The sequence below is a fragment of the Moorena sp. SIO1G6 genome, assembly GCF_010672795.1.
Lineage (GTDB): Bacteria > Cyanobacteriota > Cyanobacteriia > Cyanobacteriales > Coleofasciculaceae > Moorena > Moorena producens.
Genome location: NZ_JAAHFZ010000006.1, coordinates 110,365 through 132,814 on the forward strand (window position 1 = coordinate 110,365; position 22,450 = coordinate 132,814).

Sequence of the window (22,450 nt, forward strand, 5' to 3'; positions counted from 1 at the left end):
CTGGTTTTCTTAAAGCCCCCGTGGGTCCCCCAACTTTGCGGTGCGACCCAAGGGCGATTTACTCGCCCTAGGAGGCGCGCACCGGAAGGGACTTTTAGAGTTTTTTTCCCCCCAGAATTGGGGGGCTAGGGGGGCGAAACCATACTCAGAATCAGCAACGCCGATTATGTTACAACCCTAGAAGAAATTTCAGTGCGATCGCTTCCAGTTTCACTCCCGTCAAAATCATATCTAGTCCCAGAGCCACCTGCATCACCCCAAACACAAAACCAAGCACTCTTAGAGTGACGGGTTTGATGAGATTCAAAAGGGGATGGGCGACCAACATCACTCCTAAGTTTAGTACCATTACCACAAATAATAGCAAAAACATAGAACCGGGAGCAATTGCCATCCGTCCGAACATGGCGCTAATGGTCACCACAACAGCAATGCCATAGGGAGTTAAAATACTGGGAAAAACTAAAGGATTAATCGTTAATTTCAGAGAAGGATTTACAGGCGAGTGCTCGTTATTTTGGTGGTGATTATACTGGGATAATACTGTTAGCAGAGCCACTAAAAAAAGGATAATACCTGTTGCGATTAGCATTGCTGAGAGATCGATTTGCCAGGCTTTCAGAACATTTTGGCAAAGTAGTGCTACCGCAAAAATAACTAAGGTGGATATGCCAAACCCCCGTAAAGCAAGCTGGCGACGCAAGGCCGGATCAGCATTAGCTGTCAGCTTGACAAAGGGTACAATTAGTTTGAGCGGACCGACGGTAAGTAAAAAGATAATCAGGATATTGAATGCCCCAAATCCCTCAAAAAGTTGCTCAAACAACACTTCAGTTTTAGCATCAATCTCAGCCTTGACCGGTATAGCAGGTTGAACCCTTGATGATTCCATAGCTTGGGCTGAGATTATCGCTGTTTGCCCAGTAAAATTCCTTGCAAAGGAGGGAGATGGCGGTGTAGGGATGGTTGCTGTGGCACTGCTAAGTGCTAACATCGAGGCAAAATAAGCCGATGCGATCGCTATCCCTAGAATTCTCAACAACCTACCCATTTTCCTATCTCCCCATTCCTACAAGTAAAAAAAATACCAATTAAAGTAGGGTGGGCAACGTTCTTTTATCTACAAAACTCAAAAGAACCAAACAATTTTTGCCCACCCTACAAGATTTTCTAGCGCAACTTCATATTGCTAAACAGCTTTGCCACTGGTTCGGGAAGATTAGGTAGATGGGGTAAGTCGGGAGTCTCGGACATGGCGAGGCCCGTGAGGTTGTTATCCTTGATCAGCCTTGGAATTTCGTCGAGAGCAAAAACCATGCCCCAGTCCCGCTCTGCGTTCGCGAGACCCTTGCGATCGCCCCCCTTCAAGGAGTCAACAAACCCCTCAAAGGTTTCCTGACCTGACAGCTCGATGTAATGAGCCGGTGTATCGGTGGAGTTCCAGAAAGCATGGACAATGCCCCGTGGCTTTTGGACGTAGCTTCCCGCAGGAGCTGTGAACCTTAGTCCATCTGCACCGCCAATCTCGAACACAAGTTCACTGGAGATCACGTAGACCAGTTGATCGCAAAACTTATGGCTGTGGGGTGACAGCAAGTGACCGGGATTGATCACACCCTGCATCACTGAGAAATCACCACCCATGTCTCTGGATCGGGCCATGATTATCATGTCGGTGGCTGTCCTTTCTCCTTCACCAGGTTTCTTAAGGAGATCCTGGGCATCAAATCGATCGTTTACATTGTATTCACTCATTGTTCTACTCCTTTAATCTCGCTTTACTGAAAAATTTCTTGACTAAATTTAAAGGTGCAACCCTGTCATCAAATGCCTTACAAATGGCAAACCAATAATGCAGCTCATGGGGCACTATAATGGTTTTGAAATAGTAAGCATTCAGCTTAAGCGCTACGCGCACGCTACGCGAACAGCTAATGGGCTAACTCCCAGCGTCGAAGCCTGTGCTACTATCAGCTTTTGAATGAAAGAGCTAAGCATTCGTTTAATCTCAGTTCCCTGGCCTTTCGGCTACGCTACGGGAACGCCCAAGCTAGGAATTTATAGTCTTTGGCTTTGAGTCCGTTGAACTGATCAGTCGAATAGCTTGTTTTAAGCTGACGGCTGAGAGCTGAGAGCTGAATGCTTAAGAGCTTTCTATAACCAAATTGCCATCTTTAACAGAGGTGTGATAAGGACAATGGGCGCACCAAAACGGACATTTCGCGACAGATTGCACAAACCCGAAATGCTAGCTAGCGTGGTGGCGAGTACCGTAGCTTATGCAGTGGCACGGGGAGTGGACATGGAACAGATCACTGCCGCCACAGGACTAACCCGTACCGATCTGCTCGATCCCGATGCCCACCTGTCTCAACACCTGGTACCAACGGTATGGCGCTTACTGACCAAGGCTTACCCAGGAGAAGCGATCGCACTCCACATGGCCAGTGCTACTCCCTTCTCATACTTTGGAACACTAGCCTATGGAGCTAGATATGCTGAAAATCTCAGACAAGCGTTGCAGAACTTAGTGCGCTATCGGTCTGTGCTATCGGATCAACTGCACATCGCCCTGATTGAGTCCTCCTCAGAGGGAATTTTACAAATGCATCATCCGATGGATGCCGAGGATGGGGGTTGCGCGGCTGAAGTGGGACTAGCTTTGGGGTTGCGCTATATGCGGGAAATTCTGGGAGCGGATGATCTCCTTGTGCGCGTGGACTTTAATCACCTGCCCTTCGGACCAATCCAGGTTTATGAGGAGTTCTTTGGTACCCCAGTATGCTTTCAACAATCCCACAATGCCTTTGTCTTTCGTCAAGGGGCCCTAGACCTACCCACCAAACAGCCTGATCCGGATCTATTTCGTTATATCCAGAGCCATCTAGACCTGGTGCGAGAACGGTTAGCAGGTTCTAGTGATTCTCCGGAACTATCTAGAGTCCGTGATGCGATCGCTCACAATGCTGAACGTTCTGAATATGGTGCAGAGGCTCTAGCACGAAAGATGAACATGAGTCTTCGTGCTTTACAACGCTTGACCCAAGACCATGGTATCACCGTTCGGCAATTGTTAGACCAAACTCGTCAAGCAAACGCACAACAGTTCCTCAGTGACCCCAGACTCAGTATCGAAGCCATATCTTGTTTGCTGGGTTACTCAGAAGATCGTGCATTCCGCAGAGCCTTCAAGCGTTGGACCGGGCACACCCCTGCCGAGTTCCGGCGGAATGTTGGATAAGTATTTTAGATTTAGATATTTACGAGGCTCAGAGGCTTATGCGATCGCACTTGCCTAAGTGAGCAAGATTACTATAGACGAGCATAATCTACTATTATAGCCAATTGACCCTTCATGAAATTAAATCTAAACTAACCTGTAATCTAAACTAACCTGTAACCTGTAACTTCCGGTTTTTATTATGTGTTATGAGTTATGACAGTACCCTGAAATATTTGGTGGAACAATATCCCCAATCCTTTACCCGTTGGTTGTGGAACCAGGAACCACCAGAAGATATAGAAATTCTCAACACCGAATTAAGTACAGAACCAATTCGGGCAGATGCCTTGTTTTTTGTGCGAGTTGCTGATGCTATTTTGCATCTAGAATTTCAAACCCTACCCCAATCTGAACCTCCGTTACCCCTGCGGATGATTGATTATTGGGTGAGGTTGTATCGCCAGTATCGCTGTAAGATTGACCAGGTAATAATTTTTCTGAAACCAACCCGATTAGCGGGAGTATTTGTGAATCAATTTACCGAACCGAACCTATCCTTCCACTACCGAGTGATTCGGATTTGGGAATGTGATCCACAACCGTTACTGACAACCCCGGGGTTACTACCCTTGGCAGTATTAGCACAAGCTGAAGTCCCAGAAACATTACTCTCCCAGGTAGCAGCCAAAATCGATATGATTGAAGATAGACAACAGCAGCGTAACCTGTCTGCTTGCGTGCAACTGTTGGCTGGGGTGAAATTTGATGAGCAGTTAATTCAAGCTTATTTTCGGGAGGATATGATGCAAGAGTCGGTGGTTTATCAACGCATTATTAGTCAAGGATTAAAACAAGGATTAGAACAAGGATTAGAACAAGGATTAGAACAAGGATTAAAACAAGGATTAAAACAAGGATTAGAACAAGGATTAGAACAAGGATTAGAACAAGGATTAGAACAAGGATTAGAACAAGGATTAGAACAAGGATTAGAACAAGGATTAGAACAAGGATTAGAACAAGGAAAGCGCAATGAGCTTAATTTAATTATCCGTCTACTTAACCGTCGCCTAGGTCAGCTCAATCCCCAATTACAGCATCAAATTGAGCAATTATCCTTTTCCCAGTTTGAGGATTTAGGGGAAGCCTTGTTGGATTTTGAAACCGAAGTGGATTTGACCAATTGGTTGAACCAGTTCAGGGATAGGTAATATGTAAGCTATCAGCTATCAGCTATCAGCTATCAGCTATCAGCTTTTGAATCAAACAGGTCAGCATTCGAATAATGCTGAGTTATGTCACAGCGTCAAAGCCTGTGCCACAAACATTAAGCCTGTGCCACCAAGCTGACGGCTGACGGCTGACGGCTGAAAACTGATAGCTGATAGCTTACCTGCTATCTATGGAGAATAGGGGATTCGAACCCCTGACCTCTGCGGTGCGATCGCAGCGCTCTACCAACTGAGCCAATTCCCCTAGTACTTTGGTTTATTACTTTTATTTATATGTTTATTCTAGCACCGGGACTAATATCCCTGTGCCCTTGTATGGTCTAGATTTCTGCTACTGGCTGAGGTGATACCCCAGAAGAGACCTGCTGCACTCGTTCTAATTCCAGCTGATTCAAATAATCCACAGTCCAGTTAGCGTGACGCTGTAGCATATGAAGGGGATAGGTACTAGCCACTCCTACCACTGGCATGCCAGCTCTCTTCGCCGCCTCAATTCCAGCCAAAGAATCTTCTATCACTAGACATTCTGCAGGTTTCAAGTTGAGGTTACCATAGGCTTGATTGAGCCGCTCTACCGCTAGCAGATAGCCATCCGGTTCTGGTTTACTAGTAGTAATATCATCACCAGCAACAATCAAACTAAAATAGTTAGCTAAACCAGCGCGATGGAGCACCACTTCTGCCTCATTCCGCAGTGCTCCAGTCACCAGAGCCATCGGTATCTGAGCACCCTGGATCTGAACCATTAAATCCTCCACACCAGGATAAATGGGCAAGGTTTCCATACTTTCTAGCTGACGTTGATAGGCAGCAGCTTTGCGGGTGATTAGCTGGTTTAAGTAATCCTCCGTAACCACCCGACCGCGACGCTTAAGTAACTCTCGCAGACAAGAGCGATCGCCTCTGCCTGTACAAACCTGTCGAAACTCTTCGGAATCCGGACGCAAATTTTCCCCAATAATAATTTCCTCAATTAGTTTTTCGTGAATCGGCTCATCATTGATTATTACTCCGTTAAAATCAAACAGAACTGCTTTCAAACTCATAAGTACCTAGAGATAAATTATGTTTATCTTGTTGATAAACATAAATAAAATAACGTTAATAAACCCTTTTTTGTTCCCCGTTCCCCCTTGCCTATTCCCTGATATTAACAGTCAACTTTACTAATCTTAACAGTCAACGTTAATTGTGTCCAAGTGCTTACTTGAGGTCAGCTATCAGCGTGTCGCGTATCAGCTATCAGCTTATGCGTTACCTCACAGGCTTCTAGCCTGTGCGACGCTACTTGACTTTTGAATAAAACAGGTAACCATTAATTTATCTGAGTTAAGTCTGCTGAGCGCTGAGCGCTGACCGGTGAATGCTTACTACTTGAGAAAGGCACTATACCGCTGGAACCGGCACCCCTTGTGAAGCAATTTCATCTGGAAAACTCTCCTGAGATTGAGATTCCCAAACAGCTGATTTACCTACTGGCAAAGGTTTTAGACCCTGAGTTATTTGATGGAGCCACCACCATTGCGTAGTGCGCACTGCTTCAAAACTAGCTGCACCCATCCAAGCATCAACGCTACCATTAGCGTAAGCCTTGATATAGGGTTCTTCAAAAACTTCCGTTAGCCAATTCGCCTCCCGGATCGTAGTCTGATTGCCGTCTAGAATCAAAACTTGTCCTCCCCCTTGGAGCAGTCGGAAGGATTCATGCAAAATCGACTGAGTTACCTGAGGTGGAGTTTCGTGAAACAACAGTGATGCTGTAACTAGATCAAAAGACTGATCAGCTAAACCCGTCTGTTCAGCCATACCATGAAGCCACTGAATATCCACATTAGCCTTGTTAGCTTTGTAGTCAGCCATGACCAGCATATAAGGTGATAAGTCCAGACCAATCACCTGGGCATCAGGAAACCTCTGCTTTAACATCAAGGTTGTGGAACCGGTGCCGCAGCCCAAATCCAGAATTCGTCGTGGCTTCCCTACTATACTATCAATCAACCCCTGACGCACCCAGGTTTCATTAGGGGGCAACGCATATTGGGTAATTGGGTCGTAGCTTGTGGCTGCACTTCCATTCAAGTAGCCCCCTTCAATACCATGGAAATTCTGAGTGCTGTAATAGTCAGGATAGATTAGCTCAGGGTTACGGAAGCGATCGCACTCAGCTTCCCAATCCATAGTTTCGTTAAACTGTAGCAGCTTTTCTTGATCAATCAAGCTAAAGATGATCGGGGATAAGAAACGCTCCCAAAGTGTGTCTTGATTAACTGCCATAAAAATTTAGTTAAGGAGATGTGAAACCAGATCCTAAAGGAGTATACCTTGAGGGTGATTAATCTAGCACCACACTCCTTACCGTTGCCGTTTAAGATTCCGAGCAAACCGCTCCCGACCCTCTTGCAGATTAGCAGGAATACCATTAGGGTAAGTTTTAGCAATCAGACTCTGGAGTTGTTCAATCCGATTACTAGGGTTAGGGTGAGTACTAAAAAACTCCGGTGGTTGTCCACCCTGTCGAATCGAGTTAAGGACTTGCATCAGTTCAACGATTCCCCTAGGGTTATAGCCCGCTTGTGTCATAAACCGAAAACCCAGGCGATCGCTTTCTAATTCATCCTCGCGTCCATACTTAAGGCTAACCATTTGATTAATGGCTTGGGCAAATAGTGCTGCTTGCCTACCACTTTGGGCATCATCACTGGCAGCAATACCAACAGCATTAACCAATGCTACCCCAAGTTTCTGCTTGGCCAGATGTTCTGCACCATGTCGTCCCACCACGTGACCAATCTCATGGCCCAACACCCCGGCCAGCTGCGCTTCTGTATTGAGTCGCCTGAGCATGGCTAGAGTCAGAAAAATTTGTCCCCCTGGTAAAGCAAAGGCATTCACAGTGCGGGGGTCACTCAACAAATAGAACTCAAAGGGATAAGGTGAACCAGAGGCTGCCGACTTTTTGACAATCCCCTCTCCCACTTGAGAAATATATCCTTGAAGGGCTTTATCTTGGTAAAGACCACCGTGTTGAGCCGCCATTTGTCCCCGTGCTTGTAACCCAATCACCACTTCCTGACGGGGGGAAAGTTGGATGCGCTGCTTTTCCCCAGTGACTGGATTCTCAGAGACAGTGGTAAAGTAGCTGATTAACCCAAATAAGCCGACTATGAATGCAATTCCTAAACGAAAGATTAGTCTACGCACCGATTATCTCCCAAATTTATCCATAGCAAAATACTATAAAACTATTGTTGTGGAAGATATCATGAATTGTTAGAGCCGTTATTATTTCTGTATTAGTCCTGAAAACTTACAGTTGTTTGGCCTAGACACCATCAAGCTATTATGACCCACCATATTTTAGTTGTCGAAGATGAAACCAAACTAGCCCAGTTCATTGAACTGGAACTGAAGTACGAAGGTTATGAGGTTAGTGTTGCCTACGATGGCTTAGCTGGTTTGGGAGCAGCGCGGGAATCTAATCCAGATTTAGTAATACTCGACTGGATGCTACCGGGCATATCAGGACCAGAAATTTGCCGACGCCTGCGCACTACTGGTAATCAGGTGCCGATTATCTTATTAACCGCTAAAGATGAAGTAAGCGATCGCGTTAGTGGTTTAGATGCTGGTGCTGATGACTACGTAGTCAAACCCTTCAGCGTAGAGGAATTATTAGCCAGGGTCCGAGCTCATCTGCGACGCAATCAAACCGAAGACCCCAACATCCTGCAATTTGCCGACTTAAGTTTAAACCATAGCACCCGTGAGGTCTATCGAGGTCAGCGATTAATTGAACTGACTGTCAAAGAATTTGATCTACTCGAATATCTCCTTGCCCATCCCCGACAAGTCCTTACCCGAGAGCAAATCCTCGAAAGAGTCTGGGGTTATGACTTTATGGGTGACTCTAATATCATAGAAGTTTACATTCGCTACTTGCGCCTGAAGCTAGAAGCCAACAACGAAAGCCGTCTAGTCCAAACCGTGCGCGGTGTTGGCTACGTATTGCGAGATTAGTCCTGAGTGAATCAGTCCTGAGTGCGCCAGTCCATCCCGACTCCCGACTCCCGACTCCCGACTCCCTAAAACCCTTGAAAACTGCTATACCTAATAGCTAATACCCAAAACTCATATGGATGCGGGGATGCAGTTTTGCCCTTACTAACTTACCCCCTTGGAGATGTTGTTCCACAATTACCGGTACATCTTGTGGCTTGACTCGGCAATACCAAGTCTCCTCCGGAACAATCCGCACTGTTGGACCAGAACTACACTGTCCCTGGCAAGTTGTACCAATCACGCTAAACTCAGAAAGATCAGCTTCTTCGAACGCAGCCAGCACCTCAGCTGAACCGGCTGCTAAACAAGACTTATGTTGGCACACTAAAACACAAGGCTTTTCTGTATTGGCACTGTGTTGAGTAAAATCTGTTTCCACGTTGGGTTCAGTTAATATTAAGAATTATTACTAATTTCATCATAATCATTGACTTTTATGCATAGATTAATATAATCACCCCCTAAAATGCCAAATAACTGTTTTCAGTCCTGAGTCGGTTTTGAGGAAGCACAGTCTCCTGTTATGGACAAATGAGCAATGAATAATTACCAATAACTCATTGCTCAACCATCCAATTGAATAGGACACCAGCTTAACATTAGAATGAAGACCACACTTCGAACCGAATTGTCCCTGAATCCGTCATGAATCCAAAACTCTTAAACAATCGCTACCGTGTCCTTGAGACTCTAGGTTCGGGTGGGTTCGGTGACACCTTTCTCGCCGAAGATATCCATATGCCTTCAAGACGGCGGTGTGTGATTAAGCAACTTAAGGCATTGGCCCATAATCCCAAAGCTTACAAGCTCGTCCAAGAGCGATTCCAACGAGAAGCAGCTGTTTTAGAAGCCTTAGGGGAAGGACATGACCAGATTCCGAGACTTTATGCCTATTTCTCTGAAGCCGAAAAGTTTTACCTGGTTCAAGAGTGGATTCGAGGCAATACCTTTACAACACAGGTTAGACAGGGAAAAAAATTTACTGAGATTGAAGTTAGGGAACTCCTAATTAGTTTGTTAAGGGTTCTAGAGTATGTCCACTCTCGCCGTATCATTCATCGGGACATTAAGCCAGATAACATCATTATCCGCCAACGAGATGGGGTACCAGTTCTGATTGATTTTGGTGCAGTCAAAGAAGCAATGAGTACCGTAGTCACCAACTCTGGCACCCCCCACCCAGCATCAATTATAATTGGCACTCCTGGCTATATGTCTTCGGAACAGTCAGCAGGACACCCAACCTATAGCAGTGATCTATACAGTTTGGGGCTGACAGCAATTTTGTTGCTCACGGGTAAAATACCACAGCTATTCCACACAGATGAGAGGACTGGTGAGATTTTATGGCGTCAAGATGCCCCACCCCTTTATTCAAACCTAGGAATAGTGCTCGACAAAGCGATTCGATTCCATCCACGCGATCGCTTTATTAGTGCCAGACAAATGCTTGATGCTCTCCAATCTGACCCTGCATCACCTACGGAAGCCACAGTCCCCATTTCTCCTGGTGCCCCATCAACAGCCAACAAGGGTACGGTAGCCACAGTCCCCATTTCCCCGGGTGACTCACCACCAGCCAATAAAGGTTCAGTGTCCACTATTAAAGGCCCATTACCAGTCACTGTAAAACAAAACGATAGTTACAAGGCAGTTTTAAAGGGAGGTTTAATCGGAGGCGGTATATTACTGATTGTGGTGGCATTTGGTTCGGGATTCAACAAGTTCTTGAATCCCTCTACGACCGTCCCATCCTATGATCAATCTAAATCAACATCATACCCAGACAAGCCAAGTTCTCAAGAATCGCAAGATAAAAAAGTATCATCAAAAGACCCATCACCAGAGACTATTTCATCTTCATCACAGTCCCAGACCAAGGACAAATCACCAGTAACTAAACCAGAAACACCATCATACCCATCACAGTCCCAGACCAATAATCCATCACCAGTAACTACACCAGAGACTACCGTAACTGATCCGGTCACACCATCAAACCCATCACAACCAGAGACTACCGTAACCGATCCGGTCACACCATCAAACCCATCACAACCAGAGACTACCGTAACCGATCCGGTCACACCATCATCCCCATCACAACCAGAAACTGCCGTAACTGATCCGGTCACACCATCAAACCCATCACAACCAGACACTAAGGTAACTGATCCGGTAACTACTCCCTCGATATCAAAACCAGAAACTAAGGTAACCGATCCGGTAACACCAACATCCCCATCCAAACCAGACACTACTGTAAAACCAGTTCCAGTAACAACACGGAAACCTATCACCGAACCTTCACCCATCGTAGAAAACAATACCAATAACCAAAATCTTGCTCAGCTCAAGGCTATTCCCAAATTTCCCCCAGGAACTCAGCGCAGAGCAGTGGAATATGCTTTAGGCAAGCCCACAAAAAAATCAAACGGCATGTGGAAGACTCGCGCTTTCCTTTATAAAAACGTTGTGCCCAATCAAGTAGATCTAGGATACTTGTTTGATCGAAGTTCTGGGCGTCTGCGCCAAACGGAAGTTACTTTTTCGCAATCCGTTGACCTAGAAATCATGTCACAGACCTTAGACAAGCTGCTCAGTAACAACATCTCCACTGACATTAAACAGGGGCTGAAAGATGTATATCAGCGCGAGTCTAAGACCTATAAATTTTCCAGTGGTAATAATAACCGCTTGCAGGGTGTGATTGAACGAGACGGTAGCGATCGCATTTACATTGGTGTTTGGGAAGCGGATTTAAAGTAAAAAGCAATCCTAATTACCTGAGCAAGACTCTAGTGCTCAAGGCTCCCCGCCTGATAGCTGATAGCTAAGGGTTGTTCCCTTAGCGTGCCCGTAGCGCATATGCTTACCTTTTGTCTATTTCATTTATCATGAGAAAGATACTAATATTCGGCAACTCTGGAGCGGGAAAAACTACCTTAGCCTTAAAATTGCAGGTTGAGTTAAGCTTACCCATATTAGATCTAGATACTATTACTTGGATACCCGATCTACCAGGAGTAAGACGGGAAGATGCCGAAAGCGAGAGATTATTAATCGACTTTATTCAAAAAAATCCTGGATGGATAATTGAAGGATGCTACGGTAGTTTAATTGAAACAGCCGCCAACTATTCATCCGAGATGATATTTTTGAATCCTGGAGTTAAAAAATGCCTAGAAAACAATCGACTCAGACCATGGGAGCCCCATAAGTATAAGACTCCCAAAGAACAAGAAGCGAATTTTGAATTTTTACAAACCTGGATTAAAGACTACTATTCACGTGATGATGAATATTCCTTTAGCTGCCATGATAGACTATTCAAAAGTTTTAGCGGCAATAAAATAGAAATAAATTAATCATGGGTTCGCGTAGCCTCGGCTGTGGCCGTAGGCCACGCTGCGCGAACGCCGAATCCCATTCTCTAATGCTAGGATTGTCTAACACCCTTTTTAGGATTTTATCACTCCCTCGAATTATGTCTTAACTAATTATTTTCAGGAGTAGACAGTAGACAGAATTGCTGAAGTCATCATAAGAATCCAGAATTTCTGGGGAGCGCTCCATCCCTACTCCCTACTCCCTACTCCCTACTCCCTACTCCCTACTTCTGCGCCACCTAGGACAAAAGTACCTCACCGAATTTAGAAATGTGATAAGTGCTAAATAGTTGGGTTTAACTAAAGCACTTGTCCGACATCCCTTTGATTAGAGAATATAATTTTTGTTGTGCATCATAACGATTCAAATAAGCCTGATTATTAAGATTTTTAGGGCTGCAATAGTAGTTAGGTAATGGCTGAATTTGGGAATATTGATTTTGATAAGATTGGCCGAGTAACCTATCAGCTAAAATAATAGAAGTAGCTTTATAGAAACGGGATGCAAAATCTTTATCTTGCTGTAGCTTTTCCTGCAACTTATGCCGACAAATTGACCAAACTACTGAGTCATTTATAGCGGTAACAGTAGCGGCAGGTAAACTTCGTTTTAGAAAAGACATTTCCCCTACTACTTCACCTCCCGATAATTCAGCAATATCTCTGCCCCCAACTGAAACTGTAAACTGTCCGTCCAACACTATATACAGTGCATCAATCTCTTTCCCTTCTTCGATAAGCGTAGTATCAGCAATAATTTCTTTCTTGCTGCCTGTAGCAATCATCCATTCTACATCCTTATCACTCAATTCCTCTATCATCAAAATAGTTTTTTTGATACCCTGCTTCCAGAGCGCTTCTACATTATGTAATTTTTCTGTAGGAAGCAAGAATTCTTCAGAATCATCAAAAAAAATTGCCCCTTGAGCCTTGAGAGCAGATATAATATCCTCAGTAAGCCCTGAATTATTACCAAATTGAGCGTTGTCTAAAATAGCATCATTAAAGTCAGCACCGGTTAGATTGGCATTCCTAAAATCAGCACCAGTTAGATTGGCATTCCTAAAATTCGTTCCCCTTAAATCAGCATTATTCAGATTAACGTTTTCTAAGTTAACCCCGCTTAAGTCAACTCTAGCCAAGTCTTCATAAAGATTTAGTTCAGCTATCTCCGCCAGTTGAGAAAAATTAGTAGTGTTAGCGCCTTCAACACTTCTGATGAATTCTTCCAACTCCTGGTTGAATTTTTCGTTAGTCACCGGTTTAGATTGTTCGTTAGTCATACTTTAGTACCACTTTACTTAAATAAGGTTTTAATTGGTGCTCTAGAATCAGTAAGGCAATCTTTCTATCTAAGACTACACGTTCTTCCCGACTAATTTCGGGAGACCACAACCCTTCAGCTCCAGTCACATGAACATCTGGTTTAAAAACTTCAAAGGTAGCTTCTATGTAGCACGGCTTTGCCATTACATCTATTGTTCCCAGCTCGACTTCCTTGAGTAATCCTTTAAACACGGGTTGACCCGTTTTTACCTCAAAAACCCAAGCTGGAGTTTCCTCTGACCCCTTCGTTGTGATCTGATAGTCAATGAACTGAAACCCATCTGTTGTCCCTCCTGTATTCTTTTCACCATGGTTAGCTTTAACTCCAGGTTGATTTTTATCCCAAGAAGCCTCGACTTTACTGTGATTTTCCTTACTCTCTTGCTGCTTCCTCTGTTTTTCAACAGCAGGCTCAAATGAGCCACTGAAGTTACGAGCTTCCAAAGGTATCTTGCCATTTTTTAGCCTTAGCCTGAGTTCTCCACCTTTGAGTCCGAACCTAACTCGACCCAATAGCATCTGCAGCCACTGTTCATTAAATTGAATAGTCAGGTATAGCTTTAATTGCTCTCTATCGCGAGATGAAAAAATCCCTGTCGAGACTGGCTCAACTTTAAGCTCCATCGTCAGACAGTCTGGAAATTTATTTTCCTCTGGTAGGATAAGCGGTGTCGATTTTCTTTGTAACATGCTAAATTAGGATAGAGAGGTTCACAGTTTACTGGCAAAGCAACCCTAAGGCTTATAGGCAAACGAGTGAATCGTTACGTTTGCAAAGAATTGCTTCTAGGTTACTGATGACAGCGACCTCTGCTCGAATAGTTTCAGCAGAAATGCACGTAAAATCTAGTTAAATGTGAAACACACGGCACAAAGAGCATCTCACGTTTAGCTGAAGAAACCGATACAGCTTTACATAAATGATCTGAACTGATCTATTAGTTCAAGTGCGGTTAATCACTTCCAAAATAGTCTATAGATTGTTGGGTAAGCGTAATCAGTAATGGGTAATCCTCAACTACCAATTACCAATTCAAAATCACCAAATACAAATTACCAATTCCAAATTACCTGATTTCGGATATGATAATTAGTCAATCAGAGATGATATTATATTTCTTGAGTGATATATTTTCTTAGCCAGAGACGCGCTACCCTGAGCTTATAATCCTGAGCATATAATCAGATGCTTTGCCCTGAAATGATAAATTCTAAGACTTGGCTGACTAATCTTATAATTTTCCCTAATAATCATTATTATCGATTTAGTTAGATAAAGGTGTGATATAAATCACATCAACCGGTGAAGTTAATTACTGCATGAGGTGACTGGATTCACTGACTGGATGGAGTTATTGAAATCAGCGTCTTCTCAAGCCCTAGGCGGGATTCCCCCGAAGGCGATGCTATGCGATCGCATCACCGTTGAGCTGGCTTGTCACCCCCTCAACTGAAAATGAAACGGGCAAGATGCCCGTTCCACAAAACTATTCAAATCATTCCATTATTAAGCAAGGCCAAAAAGTTGAGCTGGCTTGTCACCCCCTCAACCGAAAATCAAACGGGCAAGATGCCCGTTCCACAAAACTATTCAAATCATTCCATAAAATCAAACGGGCAAGATGCCCGTTCCACAAAAAACAAGATGTCCGTTCCACAAAAAAAAGGAGCCGATTGCGTCGGCTCCCCAAAAATCGAGGTTGATTCAACTGAGCTCAAGTCTGGTTAATCACTTACCAAATAGTCCCTAATCTTCAGCTATCAGCTTAAGCGCTACGCGCACGCTACGCGAACAGCTTAAGCGCTACGCGCACGCTTGGCCTTGGCCGTTGGCCACGCTACGCGAATGGCCACGCTCCGCGAACGCGAACAGCTTTCAGCTATCAGCTTATGCGCTATGGGCACGCTACACTAACAGCCATTGGCTGTAGGCTCAAGCTACTTGAGGTGCTTTTGAATAAAATAACCATGATAGCTGACCGCTGTTCGCGTAGCGTGGCCTACGGCCAATCACTGACGGCTGACGGCTGACCGCTGACCGCTGAATGCTTACATTACCCGAGAAGGGATATGATGATTAGTCAACCAGACATGATGGTAGATGTTACTTGACGGTAACTTTAGCACCAGCCTCTTCCAGTTGCTTCTTAGCGTCTTCAGCCGCCTCTTTAGCAATGGCCTCTTTAATCGCTTTAGGAGCAGATTCCACCAACTCTTTGGCTTCTTTGAGACCCAAACCAGTGATTGCTCGCACCACCTTAAGTACAGCAATCTTCTTATCAGAGGGGAACTCTTCTAGAACCACATCAAATTCAGTTTTCTCTTCCTCTGGCTCAGCCTCAGCAGCTCCAGGAGCACCAGCCATAGCACCAGGCATCATCATCATACCGCCAGCAGGAGCAGCAGCGCTGACACCAAAAGCCTCTTCGATCTGCTTAACTAGCTCAGAAGCTTCTAGCAGAGTGAGAGATTTTAATTTTTCGAGAATTTCATCAGTTGTAGCAGACATTGATATAACTCCTTTTAGGTGAATTGTTTAATTTGTTGAGTGTTGTACTTAACTCTTGTAGTTGAGTGTTGTACAAATCTCAGAAAGGGGGAAAACCGAGTACTAGCTGTTGCCTTCTTCCTTGGCAGCAACCCCTTGGATGCATCGACCCAAAGAAGCTGGCACCTCGTTAATACTACGACCCAAGGAGGCTGGTACCTCATTAATACCGACAGCAAGTTTGGTAGCGATAGAATTAATCGCTCCAGCAACTTGCGCGATCAGTTCCTCCTTAGAAGGCAAGTCAGCAATTGCCTTAACTTGCTCTTCATTCAAGGCTTGACCTTGCATCACGCCGCCGCGAAATTCAGTCTTCTTGGCGGTTTTCTTAAACTCCTGGTAAGCTCTGATGGCACTACCAACATCGTCTTTGACCAGGAGAAAGGCTGAAGTACCACTGAGGAATTCTGTCATTGGCCGCCAGTTTTCGTCTTCTTCCACCGCAAGCCGCATGAAGGTGTTTTTGGTCACCTTGCAAATCGTGCCAGTGGGACGCAGACGATTCCGTAAATCGGTAATTTCAGCAACCGACAGCCCCTGGTAATCAATAACTACAGCCAACTGAGACTCACTCAAGGTTTGCTTGAGCTCCGCCACAATTGTCTTTTTTTCGTCAAGTGTTCTACCCATTTTGTTAAGTGTTAATTGGTTAATTGTTCATTGAAAATAAATAAAAATAAATAAAAATAAATATTATTTATTTTCAATTGACTCTCAACCAAGAATGATAAGTATTCAACCGTCGATGATCTCACTGATAACAAATAACCAAACTAAAACCCCGGAGACTTGGCCGGGGTTAAGGGTCGTATCATTACCGCTATAGAACTCACTGTAGGATCAGTGCCTGGGCAGATGATACATAGTACTTTAACCTCGGCAGGATATTAAGCTAGTTACTCCTGCTGTCTTCAGCGCAAGCCTTCTTCAATTTTCTAGTTTTTGAACTCTCCCCGCTTTGAAAAGACGGGGATTCTGAGCGGATGTCGTTGCGCGGTTTAAAACCGCGCTCCACTAAGCTCACGGTCTGATCTAGAAGTTAATCTAGTATATCGTTGCGGCAGATTCAAAACTGCCCTACCTCCCTGGCCGTAGGCCACGCTACGCGAACGGATTAACATAGAAGTTAACCTGTGGATTTACTTTTCATTTAAATAACTTTCGGAGTGGTTGTACCAAACAAATCAGGGCAATAAATCACTACTTTTTGCTGCATTACTTGCCTGTTCCATAGTCGTAGGATCAACCCCGTCTCTTACTGGCTGGAATCTCACCATACTAGCAAAAAATCAACGTAACCAACCTTATTCTTACTCGTAATTCTATTTTAACACGATAGCCGGGATTTATCCCGGCGCGATCCCTGGCCACCCAATAAATTAGTAGGTGGCTAACTCTCGCTCGTCAGTGTTCTGTTTTAAGCGGCACCCTCAAGCTTGAGTTCACGCAGAATAGCAATGTCCACTTCAATCGATGGACCCATGCTGGCAGACACATATAAAGTGCGCCAATACCGACCTTTTGCGCCAGATGGGCGATGGCGGTCGATAGTTTCCTGCAAAGCTTTGAGATTCACCAGTAAGTCTTCGGGGCTAAAGGATACCTTACCAAACATAACATGAACAATGCCAGTACGGTCAGCCCTAAATTCTAGTTTACCAGCTTTGAATTCTTGAATTGCCTGAGCTATGTCATTAGTAACTGTACCACCTTTAGGAGAAGGCATCAAGCCCCGTGGTCCGAGGAGACGACCTAATCTGGCTACTTTGGGCATCATGTCCGGCGTAGCAATTAGCCGGTCAAAATCCATCATCCCGTTTTGAATTTCTGCAATTAACTCCTCAGAACCGGCAATGTCTGCCCCTGAATTAGTAGCTTCCGAGACTTTTTCACCCCGAGCAATCACTGCTACTCGTATCGTCTGACCTGTTCCCTTCGGTAAAGCTACTGTAGTGCGCAGTTGCTGGTCAGTATACTTTGGGTCAATTCCTAAGCGAATATGGGCTTCAGCCGATTCCGAAAATTTGGCGGTGGCTGTTTCTTTGAGGAGTTTGAGAGCTTCTATGGGTTCATAAGGTCGCTCTTCAACCTTCTTTTTTAGTTCTTGTAATCGACGCGATGGTTTCTTGGGCATTTAGATCTCCTGGGGTACTTAGCGAAGTAAAACTCCTCCCCCTCTATGGTTTACTTTAAGACATTGGAGTTGAAAGTTGAAAGTTGAAAGTTGAAAGTTAAAAGTTGAAAGTTGAAAGTTGAAAGTTGAAAGTGTAAATTCATCCTTCATCCTTCACTCTTTCTATGCATCCTTCTAATCGGTTATGGCTACACCCATGTTTCTAGCTGTGCCTTCCACAATTTTCATTGCCGCTTCTATATCATTGGCATTGAGGTCAGGCATTTTAGTTTGGGCGATTTCTTGCAGCTGGGAGCGAGTAAGGCTGCCAGCTTTAGTGCGGTTGGGTTGTGCTGAACCTTTCTCAATGCCAGCAGCTTTCTTAATCAGTACAGATGCTGGTGGAGTTTTGAGGATAAAGGTAAAGCTTCGATCCTCAAACACTGAAATTTCTACTGGTATCACCATACCAGCTTGATCAGCAGTTTTGGCATTGTACTCTTTACAGAATGCCATAATATTGACCCCGTGCTGACCGAGTGCTGGTCCGACGGGGGGAGCTGGGTTAGCTTTCCCAGCTGGGAGCGCTAACTTAATCAATGCAACAACTTTTTTAGCCATGATCTAGGGTCTAGCTTGTTTTTTCAATCTGATTGAACTCCAATTCTACTGGTGTATCCCGCCCAAAGATCGAGAGTAACGCTTTGAGTTTGCTCCTTTCGGGGCTAACTTCAATCACTTCCCCTTCAAATCCTTTAAACGGACCAGATAGCACAATGATTTTGTCCCCTACTGCCAGATCTACTTTGACAATCGGCTCTTGCTCTTCGGCTTGCTTGAAGATCCGCTCCACTTCGCCAGGGCTGAGGGGTACGGGTTTAACATGTCCCCGTCCACGCCCGTAGCTGCGTTTTTGTTCTGCCCCAACAAAATTAATCACATTTGGTGTGTTTTTGACAACTTGCCAAGCTTCATCATCCATCACCATCTGGACTAACACATAGCCGGGGAAAACTTTTTCTTCGCTGTGTTGCCGAGAACCATCCTTACGGATTTTAACCGTAGGTGTTTGGGGAATCTGCACTTTCAAAATCCGGTCCCCTACATCCATGGTTTGGATACGCTGTTCCAAGTTCGTTTTAACCCGTTTTTCACAGCCAGAAGCAACCTGGACTGCGTACCAACGTGAACCTGCAGGTTTTGATACCTGTTGATCGAAATCTTGGGATTCGTCTGCAGCAAAACTCATCAAAATACCTGTCCTGATGCCCAGGAAAATAAACCATCTACCAAGTAAATTATGGTGGCAGACAGAATGACCATCAACAATACCGCTGCTGATTCGCTAATTAACTGTTGCCGAGAAGGCCAAACGACTTTAGCGAGTTCTTCTTTGGTTTCGTTGAAGAACTTACCTAGGTTAAACCCAGATTCAGTTTCTTTAGTCTCTGGTTCAGCTTTTGTTTTCTTCGCCACAACTTCTCCTTTCCCCCATCAACGCATTGACACTCCTCGTGAATAACGCAGCGAGGATTCTTGCTTCTCCGGGAGTCCAACGACTTTACCCTCCACAAGCATACACCGTCTGCCCGGCGGCGTTTGGAACGGTGCGACCCGTGGCGAATTAAATTTGCCAAACGGAAAGCCCACCGAAAGATATTTATTGAATTCTCGTGCTACGGCTTCCAAATTTATACAAGATTTAGGATTTTTGCTACCAGGGTTCCGGATCAGAAGCTGTCCGCTAGACCTACTACGCTTTTTATATATGCGCTTTACCGCTAGGTCTAATTATAACTCAAAGCCCTCCGTTGAAGGATGGGGCTTTAAACCCAAAATTTGTCTACCATGGTCGGTGCTTAGTGCTATGTGCGTATGTTGCTGAGTTAATCCAGCCAGGGATTAGAAGACACAAGTGGGATTTACAGGTGTCAATTTCCTGCTCCTTGCGTCAGCAATAGTCTAGCTGGTAGGATCCCTGCCACAATAATCCACTAGTCCTGATGGTTGAGTCAAACTCTGCTACTCAGCCCCCTCAACTGACGGACTACCACTGGATTTGCTCAGGTAAACCCTGGCATAGCACAGGTGCGACCCCTGGAGAATTTAATTCGCCAAGTAAGAGCGCACCTAACTTTTGTATTCTACCAATTTTGAGCGCGCCCTGGAGGACTCGAACCCCCGACATCAGGTTTTGGAGACCTGCGTTCTACCAACTGAACTAAGGACGCAGATGGAGTAGAGAGGTAGAGGTTAACCGATACTTTTTAGCTACCAAAATCTACCAAAAGCAAATTCTGTATCGCCAATGCAAGATGCTTTCACATCCAGGGGGTATCTCCCAAAGCTCTGACGGAATATCCCGCGAGCGCCATAAAAATGTCAACAAAGTTGGTTCCACCGTATGGATATAGCGCAACTATTAAACCCTTGGTTTTCGGCTTTAATTTAAGTTACATAATAATCCCTGTCGGTGTTACCCTAATTTAAGTCTAACAAATAATAAAAGTTTTTGGTAGACTCGGCAACATTTTTTCTAACTGTTTACTAACCTCTCGCTTTATTTAGTTTACCGATACTTTTTAGCTACCAAAGTCTACCAAGATAGACCAAGGTTCGCCAATGCAAGATGCAATAGCATCCAGGGGGTATCTCCCAAAGCTCTCGGGAATATCCCGCGAGCGCCATAAAAATGTCAACAAAGTTGGTTCCACCGTATGGATATAGCGCAACTATTAAATCCTTGGTTTTCGGCTTTAATTTAAGTTACATAATAATCCCTGTCGGTGTTACCCTAATTTAAGTCTAACAAATAATAAAAGTTTTTGGTAGACTCGGCAACATTTTCTCTAACTGTTTACTAACCCTAATTTTGCCATTTACACCAAACTGATGCTAGGCCAGAAAAAGGTTATAAACTACGGTCAAAGCGTTGTTTGATGCGAGTAGCCTTACCAACGCGATCGCGTAAATAGTATAGCTTGGCTCGACGTACCTTGCCTCGACGGATTACTTTTATATTAGCAATTTTTGGAGAATGGAGTAGAAAAACCCGTTCCACACCAACCCCTTGGAAAATCCGGCGTACTGTAATCGTTTCATTAATGCCACCATTGCGCATGGCAATCACAGTGCCTTCATAGGGTTGAATCCGTTCCTTATTACCTTCTTTAATCCGTACCCCTACACGCACGGTGTCACCGACGTAGATGGTAGGGACGTTGTCCTTAAGTTGTTCCGCTTCTATGGAACGAATGATTTCTTGAGCATTCATGGTTTTTGCCTAAAAGCACCAGTTTTTGATTATATCCCAAAGAAAGACTTGAAGTCTAGAATTTTTTGGGAAAAGGTAGGACTTCAGCACCACTACCTGTGTCTGTGTCTGTCTATTTGGTGTAAATAGCTGATCTCGTAGGTGTATCTACTCTCTGTTGCTTGCTTTTTTTGCCTTGAGTACTCAAACGTACACCTATAATACCAAGGGCTAGTAAACCTAATGTAGCAGTAGGTTCATCAACTCTAGCCTCAGAGGAAAATCTAGCCTCAGATGACACTGGATACAGGAACTGGCGACCAGCGTAGTCATCGTTAACCAATGGGCTAAGGTTGGTGACTGGGTTCCCTGGAGCTATACCTAGTCCCCGGGATTCCATCAGAATATCTACGCCTGGGGTGTCAACACCAGGATCCTGATCTGGAACTGTAAACAATGAAAATGGTGAAGCAGCTGGATTGAGGGGATCGATTAGTTGGGCAATCGGGTTGCTCAATGTGGCTAGAGCTGTGGCGCTAGTACTGCCATCATAGTTGTCGTCGATAAATCTATTAGCACTGATGTCTCCTTCGATGTCCCCTAATCCAATGGCATGACCGATCTCGTGGGTCAACAATCGCCTGAAAAAGTCGAGGGTATATACTGTTCCGGCATTATTGTTGAAGGTCATATCTGCCCCGATAATGGCGCTTGAGCCTGCGTAATTTTCCGTTCCAGAAGTGAGAGTTACAGTATCGTTGATGTAATAGAAAAACGATTCACCTTGGGGTGAGGTATTTCCAGGATTCCAGAAAGTTGCATCTGTCGATGCCAACAGGTCAATCTCGGCACCATCTGGGTGAACGCCTCCTGTACCGGTTCCTATTACTGATGTCTCTAAATCTGCTACAAATGACAAATCGGTACCTAACCCAGAAACTGGGTCAACTACAGTCCAGGCGTTGAACGCAGCCTCAATGGCATTTTGAAACTCGTTGACACTAGGAACAATATCCCAGGTGAATAAATCTCGGTAAGCTTGATAGGAACCGCCCTGTAGTGAGTATCGCAATCCGCCGTCCAAGGAACGATCTTGTCCTTGGATAGTCCTTGGAGCTGCATCCCATCGGGAGCCACCTCCGAGTGTGTTACCAGACCGGTTAAAAATTACAAAAGCGTCAGAGCGTCCTGGGTTAGCAACTTCAATGGCGGCGAAGCTCAAAACAGACCCTAGGATGGCTAGTGATAGGTTTTGTGTCAGTTTGAGTAAATCCATAGGTTGTTTGTTTTTGGAGTTTGTTTTCATA

23 protein-coding genes, 2 tRNA genes and 1 other annotated feature are annotated in these 22,450 nt (G+C 44.7%); of the genes, 7 read left to right on the forward strand and 18 right to left on the reverse strand.

The genetic code is table 11. The features are described 5' to 3' along the window. Nucleotides 1-169: 169 nt before the first annotated feature. A complete protein-coding gene (locus tag F6K63_RS07925) occupies nucleotides 170-1,051 on the reverse strand; it encodes a MarC family protein (RefSeq protein ID WP_287311563.1) in 882 nt (293 codons plus the stop codon). 119 nt (nucleotides 1,052-1,170) lie between these two features. Next, nucleotides 1,171-1,662, reverse strand: coding sequence for a cupin domain-containing protein (locus F6K63_RS07930; protein ID WP_202799269.1), 492 nt, complete (start codon nucleotides 1,660-1,662; stop codon nucleotides 1,171-1,173). Between the two features lie 535 nt (nucleotides 1,663-2,197). On the opposite strand from F6K63_RS07930, the gene F6K63_RS07935 reads away from it, so the two are divergent. Both F6K63_RS07935 and F6K63_RS07940 read left to right on the forward strand, forming a co-directional pair. Then, the gene (locus tag F6K63_RS07935) at nucleotides 2,198-3,241 is read left to right on the forward strand and encodes an AraC family transcriptional regulator (protein ID WP_287311565.1); all 1,044 of its coding nucleotides are present in this window, start codon (nucleotides 2,198-2,200) and stop codon (nucleotides 3,239-3,241) included. Between the two features lie 188 nt (nucleotides 3,242-3,429). Further along, nucleotides 3,430-4,434, forward strand: coding sequence for a DUF4351 domain-containing protein (locus F6K63_RS07940; RefSeq protein WP_008188923.1), 1,005 nt, complete (start codon nucleotides 3,430-3,432; stop codon nucleotides 4,432-4,434). Nucleotides 4,435-4,626: 192 nt separating this feature from the next. Here the strand turns inward: F6K63_RS07940 and F6K63_RS07945 are convergent. The 4 genes from F6K63_RS07945 to F6K63_RS07960 all read right to left on the reverse strand — a co-directional run bounded on the left by F6K63_RS07945 (nucleotide 4,627) and on the right by F6K63_RS07960 (nucleotide 7,656). Further along, a tRNA-Ala gene (locus F6K63_RS07945) sits at nucleotides 4,627-4,699 on the reverse strand. 76 nt (nucleotides 4,700-4,775) lie between these two features. Next, entirely contained in the window at nucleotides 4,776-5,501 is a 726-nt protein-coding gene (locus F6K63_RS07950) for an HAD family hydrolase (protein ID WP_287264747.1), read from the reverse strand. A 340-nt stretch (nucleotides 5,502-5,841) separates the two neighbouring features. Beyond that, on the reverse strand, nucleotides 5,842-6,729 hold the full coding sequence (locus tag F6K63_RS07955) for a class I SAM-dependent methyltransferase (protein WP_008188920.1): 888 nt from the start codon (nucleotides 6,727-6,729) through the stop codon (nucleotides 5,842-5,844). Nucleotides 6,730-6,807: 78 nt separating this feature from the next. After that, a complete protein-coding gene (locus F6K63_RS07960) occupies nucleotides 6,808-7,656 on the reverse strand; it encodes a M48 family metallopeptidase (RefSeq protein ID WP_008188919.1) in 849 nt (282 codons plus the stop codon). Nucleotides 7,657-7,797: 141 nt separating this feature from the next. Here F6K63_RS07960 and F6K63_RS07965 point away from each other — a divergent pair, with 141 nt between their 5' ends. Continuing rightward, complete coding sequence (locus F6K63_RS07965; RefSeq protein WP_008188917.1) at nucleotides 7,798-8,472, forward strand: response regulator transcription factor; 675 nt, start codon at nucleotides 7,798-7,800, stop codon at nucleotides 8,470-8,472. Nucleotides 8,473-8,569: 97 nt separating this feature from the next. Here the strand turns inward: F6K63_RS07965 and F6K63_RS07970 are convergent, their stop codons facing one another. Beyond that, complete coding sequence (locus F6K63_RS07970; protein ID WP_008188915.1) at nucleotides 8,570-8,893, reverse strand: (2Fe-2S) ferredoxin domain-containing protein; 324 nt, start codon at nucleotides 8,891-8,893, stop codon at nucleotides 8,570-8,572. 266 nt (nucleotides 8,894-9,159) lie between these two features. Here F6K63_RS07970 and F6K63_RS07975 point away from each other — a divergent pair, with 266 nt between their 5' ends. Next, a complete protein-coding gene (locus F6K63_RS07975) occupies nucleotides 9,160-11,283 on the forward strand; it encodes a serine/threonine protein kinase (protein ID WP_008188907.1) in 2,124 nt (707 codons plus the stop codon). Between the two features lie 128 nt (nucleotides 11,284-11,411). Then, nucleotides 11,412-11,882 (forward strand): P-loop NTPase family protein, encoded by a 471-nt coding sequence (locus tag F6K63_RS07980; protein ID WP_008188906.1) that lies wholly within the window; start codon nucleotides 11,412-11,414, stop codon nucleotides 11,880-11,882. 317 nt (nucleotides 11,883-12,199) lie between these two features. Here F6K63_RS07980 and F6K63_RS07985 read toward each other — a convergent pair whose 3' ends face one another. Together F6K63_RS07985 and F6K63_RS07990 are read right to left on the reverse strand one after the other, a co-directional pair. Continuing rightward, nucleotides 12,200-13,186: a pentapeptide repeat-containing protein gene (locus tag F6K63_RS07985; protein ID WP_008188905.1), complete on the reverse strand. Its 987-nt coding sequence runs from the start codon at nucleotides 13,184-13,186 to the stop codon at nucleotides 12,200-12,202. After that, nucleotides 13,179-13,919 carry a hypothetical protein gene (locus F6K63_RS07990; RefSeq protein ID WP_008188904.1) on the reverse strand — a complete coding sequence of 247 codons (741 nt, stop codon included), beginning with the start codon at nucleotides 13,917-13,919 and terminating at the stop codon, nucleotides 13,179-13,181. Before F6K63_RS07990 ends, F6K63_RS07985 begins: the two co-directional genes overlap by 8 nt. Before the next feature lie 635 nt (nucleotides 13,920-14,554). Here F6K63_RS07990 and F6K63_RS07995 point away from each other — a divergent pair. Together F6K63_RS07995 and F6K63_RS08000 are read left to right on the forward strand one after the other, a co-directional pair. Continuing rightward, nucleotides 14,555-14,683: a hypothetical protein gene (locus tag F6K63_RS07995; RefSeq protein ID WP_267872105.1), complete on the forward strand. Its 129-nt coding sequence runs from the start codon at nucleotides 14,555-14,557 to the stop codon at nucleotides 14,681-14,683. A gap of 2 nt (nucleotides 14,684-14,685) precedes the next feature. Continuing rightward, nucleotides 14,686-14,958, forward strand: a complete 273-nt coding sequence (locus F6K63_RS08000) for a hypothetical protein (RefSeq protein WP_008188903.1) — start codon at nucleotides 14,686-14,688, stop codon at nucleotides 14,956-14,958. 375 nt (nucleotides 14,959-15,333) lie between these two features. Here F6K63_RS08000 and rplL read toward each other — a convergent pair whose 3' ends face one another. The 9 genes from rplL to F6K63_RS08045 form a co-directional block, all read right to left on the reverse strand. Then, nucleotides 15,334-15,738, reverse strand: a complete 405-nt coding sequence (rplL, locus tag F6K63_RS08005; RefSeq protein WP_008188901.1) for a 50S ribosomal protein L7/L12 — start codon at nucleotides 15,736-15,738, stop codon at nucleotides 15,334-15,336. 102 nt (nucleotides 15,739-15,840) lie between these two features. Then, nucleotides 15,841-16,407 (reverse strand): 50S ribosomal protein L10, encoded by a 567-nt coding sequence (rplJ, locus tag F6K63_RS08010; protein WP_008188899.1) that lies wholly within the window; start codon nucleotides 16,405-16,407, stop codon nucleotides 15,841-15,843. 134 nt (nucleotides 16,408-16,541) lie between these two features. After that, nucleotides 16,542-16,710: a sequence feature (ribosomal protein L10 leader region), on the reverse strand. 484 nt (nucleotides 16,711-17,194) lie between these two features. Further along, complete coding sequence (gene rplA, locus F6K63_RS08015; RefSeq protein WP_008188897.1) at nucleotides 17,195-17,911, reverse strand: 50S ribosomal protein L1; 717 nt, start codon at nucleotides 17,909-17,911, stop codon at nucleotides 17,195-17,197. 174 nt (nucleotides 17,912-18,085) lie between these two features. Further along, nucleotides 18,086-18,511 carry a 50S ribosomal protein L11 gene (gene rplK, locus F6K63_RS08020; protein WP_008188895.1) on the reverse strand — a complete coding sequence of 142 codons (426 nt, stop codon included), beginning with the start codon at nucleotides 18,509-18,511 and terminating at the stop codon, nucleotides 18,086-18,088. Nucleotides 18,512-18,521: 10 nt separating this feature from the next. Beyond that, nucleotides 18,522-19,139, reverse strand: coding sequence for a transcription termination/antitermination protein NusG (gene nusG / locus F6K63_RS08025; RefSeq protein ID WP_008188893.1), 618 nt, complete (start codon nucleotides 19,137-19,139; stop codon nucleotides 18,522-18,524). After that, nucleotides 19,139-19,366 carry a preprotein translocase subunit SecE gene (gene secE, locus F6K63_RS08030; protein WP_008188891.1) on the reverse strand — a complete coding sequence of 76 codons (228 nt, stop codon included), beginning with the start codon at nucleotides 19,364-19,366 and terminating at the stop codon, nucleotides 19,139-19,141. The genes nusG and secE overlap by 1 nt, the downstream gene beginning before the upstream one ends. 682 nt (nucleotides 19,367-20,048) lie before the next feature. Next, a tRNA-Trp gene (locus F6K63_RS08035) sits at nucleotides 20,049-20,121 on the reverse strand. 680 nt (nucleotides 20,122-20,801) lie between these two features. Beyond that, complete coding sequence (gene rplS, locus F6K63_RS08040; protein WP_287248026.1) at nucleotides 20,802-21,164, reverse strand: 50S ribosomal protein L19; 363 nt, start codon at nucleotides 21,162-21,164, stop codon at nucleotides 20,802-20,804. A 112-nt stretch (nucleotides 21,165-21,276) separates the two neighbouring features. After that, nucleotides 21,277-22,449, reverse strand: coding sequence for a zinc metalloprotease (locus tag F6K63_RS08045; protein WP_131827128.1), 1,173 nt, complete (start codon nucleotides 22,447-22,449; stop codon nucleotides 21,277-21,279). Nucleotide 22,450 lies beyond the last annotated feature (1 nt).

What these genes read in the sequence shown, in the direction of transcription:
- F6K63_RS07925 (WP_287311563.1), bottom strand. Translation starts at nt 1,051, where the DNA reads ATGGGTAGGTTGTTGAGAATTCTAGGGATAGCGATCGCATCGGCTTAT.
- F6K63_RS07930 (WP_202799269.1), bottom strand. Translation starts at nt 1,662, where the DNA reads ATGGCCCGATCCAGAGACATGGGTGGTGATTTCTCAGTGATGCAGGGT.
- F6K63_RS07935 (WP_287311565.1), top strand. Translation starts at nt 2,198, where the DNA reads ATGGGCGCACCAAAACGGACATTTCGCGACAGATTGCACAAACCCGAA.
- F6K63_RS07940 (WP_008188923.1), top strand. Translation starts at nt 3,430, where the DNA reads ATGAGTTATGACAGTACCCTGAAATATTTGGTGGAACAATATCCCCAA.
- F6K63_RS07950 (WP_287264747.1), bottom strand. Translation starts at nt 5,501, where the DNA reads ATGAGTTTGAAAGCAGTTCTGTTTGATTTTAACGGAGTAATAATCAAT.
- F6K63_RS07955 (WP_008188920.1), bottom strand. Translation starts at nt 6,729, where the DNA reads ATGGCAGTTAATCAAGACACACTTTGGGAGCGTTTCTTATCCCCGATC.
- F6K63_RS07965 (WP_008188917.1), top strand. Translation starts at nt 7,798, where the DNA reads ATGACCCACCATATTTTAGTTGTCGAAGATGAAACCAAACTAGCCCAG.
- F6K63_RS07975 (WP_008188907.1), top strand. Translation starts at nt 9,160, where the DNA reads ATGAATCCAAAACTCTTAAACAATCGCTACCGTGTCCTTGAGACTCTA.
- F6K63_RS07980 (WP_008188906.1), top strand. Translation starts at nt 11,412, where the DNA reads ATGAGAAAGATACTAATATTCGGCAACTCTGGAGCGGGAAAAACTACC.
- F6K63_RS07985 (WP_008188905.1), bottom strand. Translation starts at nt 13,186, where the DNA reads ATGACTAACGAACAATCTAAACCGGTGACTAACGAAAAATTCAACCAG.
- F6K63_RS07990 (WP_008188904.1), bottom strand. Translation starts at nt 13,919, where the DNA reads ATGTTACAAAGAAAATCGACACCGCTTATCCTACCAGAGGAAAATAAA.
- F6K63_RS08000 (WP_008188903.1), top strand. Translation starts at nt 14,686, where the DNA reads ATGAAACGGGCAAGATGCCCGTTCCACAAAACTATTCAAATCATTCCA.
- rplL (WP_008188901.1), bottom strand. Translation starts at nt 15,738, where the DNA reads ATGTCTGCTACAACTGATGAAATTCTCGAAAAATTAAAATCTCTCACT.
- rplJ (WP_008188899.1), bottom strand. Translation starts at nt 16,407, where the DNA reads ATGGGTAGAACACTTGACGAAAAAAAGACAATTGTGGCGGAGCTCAAG.
- rplA (WP_008188897.1), bottom strand. Translation starts at nt 17,911, where the DNA reads ATGCCCAAGAAACCATCGCGTCGATTACAAGAACTAAAAAAGAAGGTT.
- rplK (WP_008188895.1), bottom strand. Translation starts at nt 18,511, where the DNA reads ATGGCTAAAAAAGTTGTTGCATTGATTAAGTTAGCGCTCCCAGCTGGG.
- nusG (WP_008188893.1), bottom strand. Translation starts at nt 19,139, where the DNA reads ATGAGTTTTGCTGCAGACGAATCCCAAGATTTCGATCAACAGGTATCA.
- rplS (WP_287248026.1), bottom strand. Translation starts at nt 21,164, where the DNA reads ATGAATGCTCAAGAAATCATTCGTTCCATAGAAGCGGAACAACTTAAG.
- F6K63_RS08045 (WP_131827128.1), bottom strand. Translation starts at nt 22,449, where the DNA reads ATGAAAACAAACTCCAAAAACAAACAACCTATGGATTTACTCAAACTG.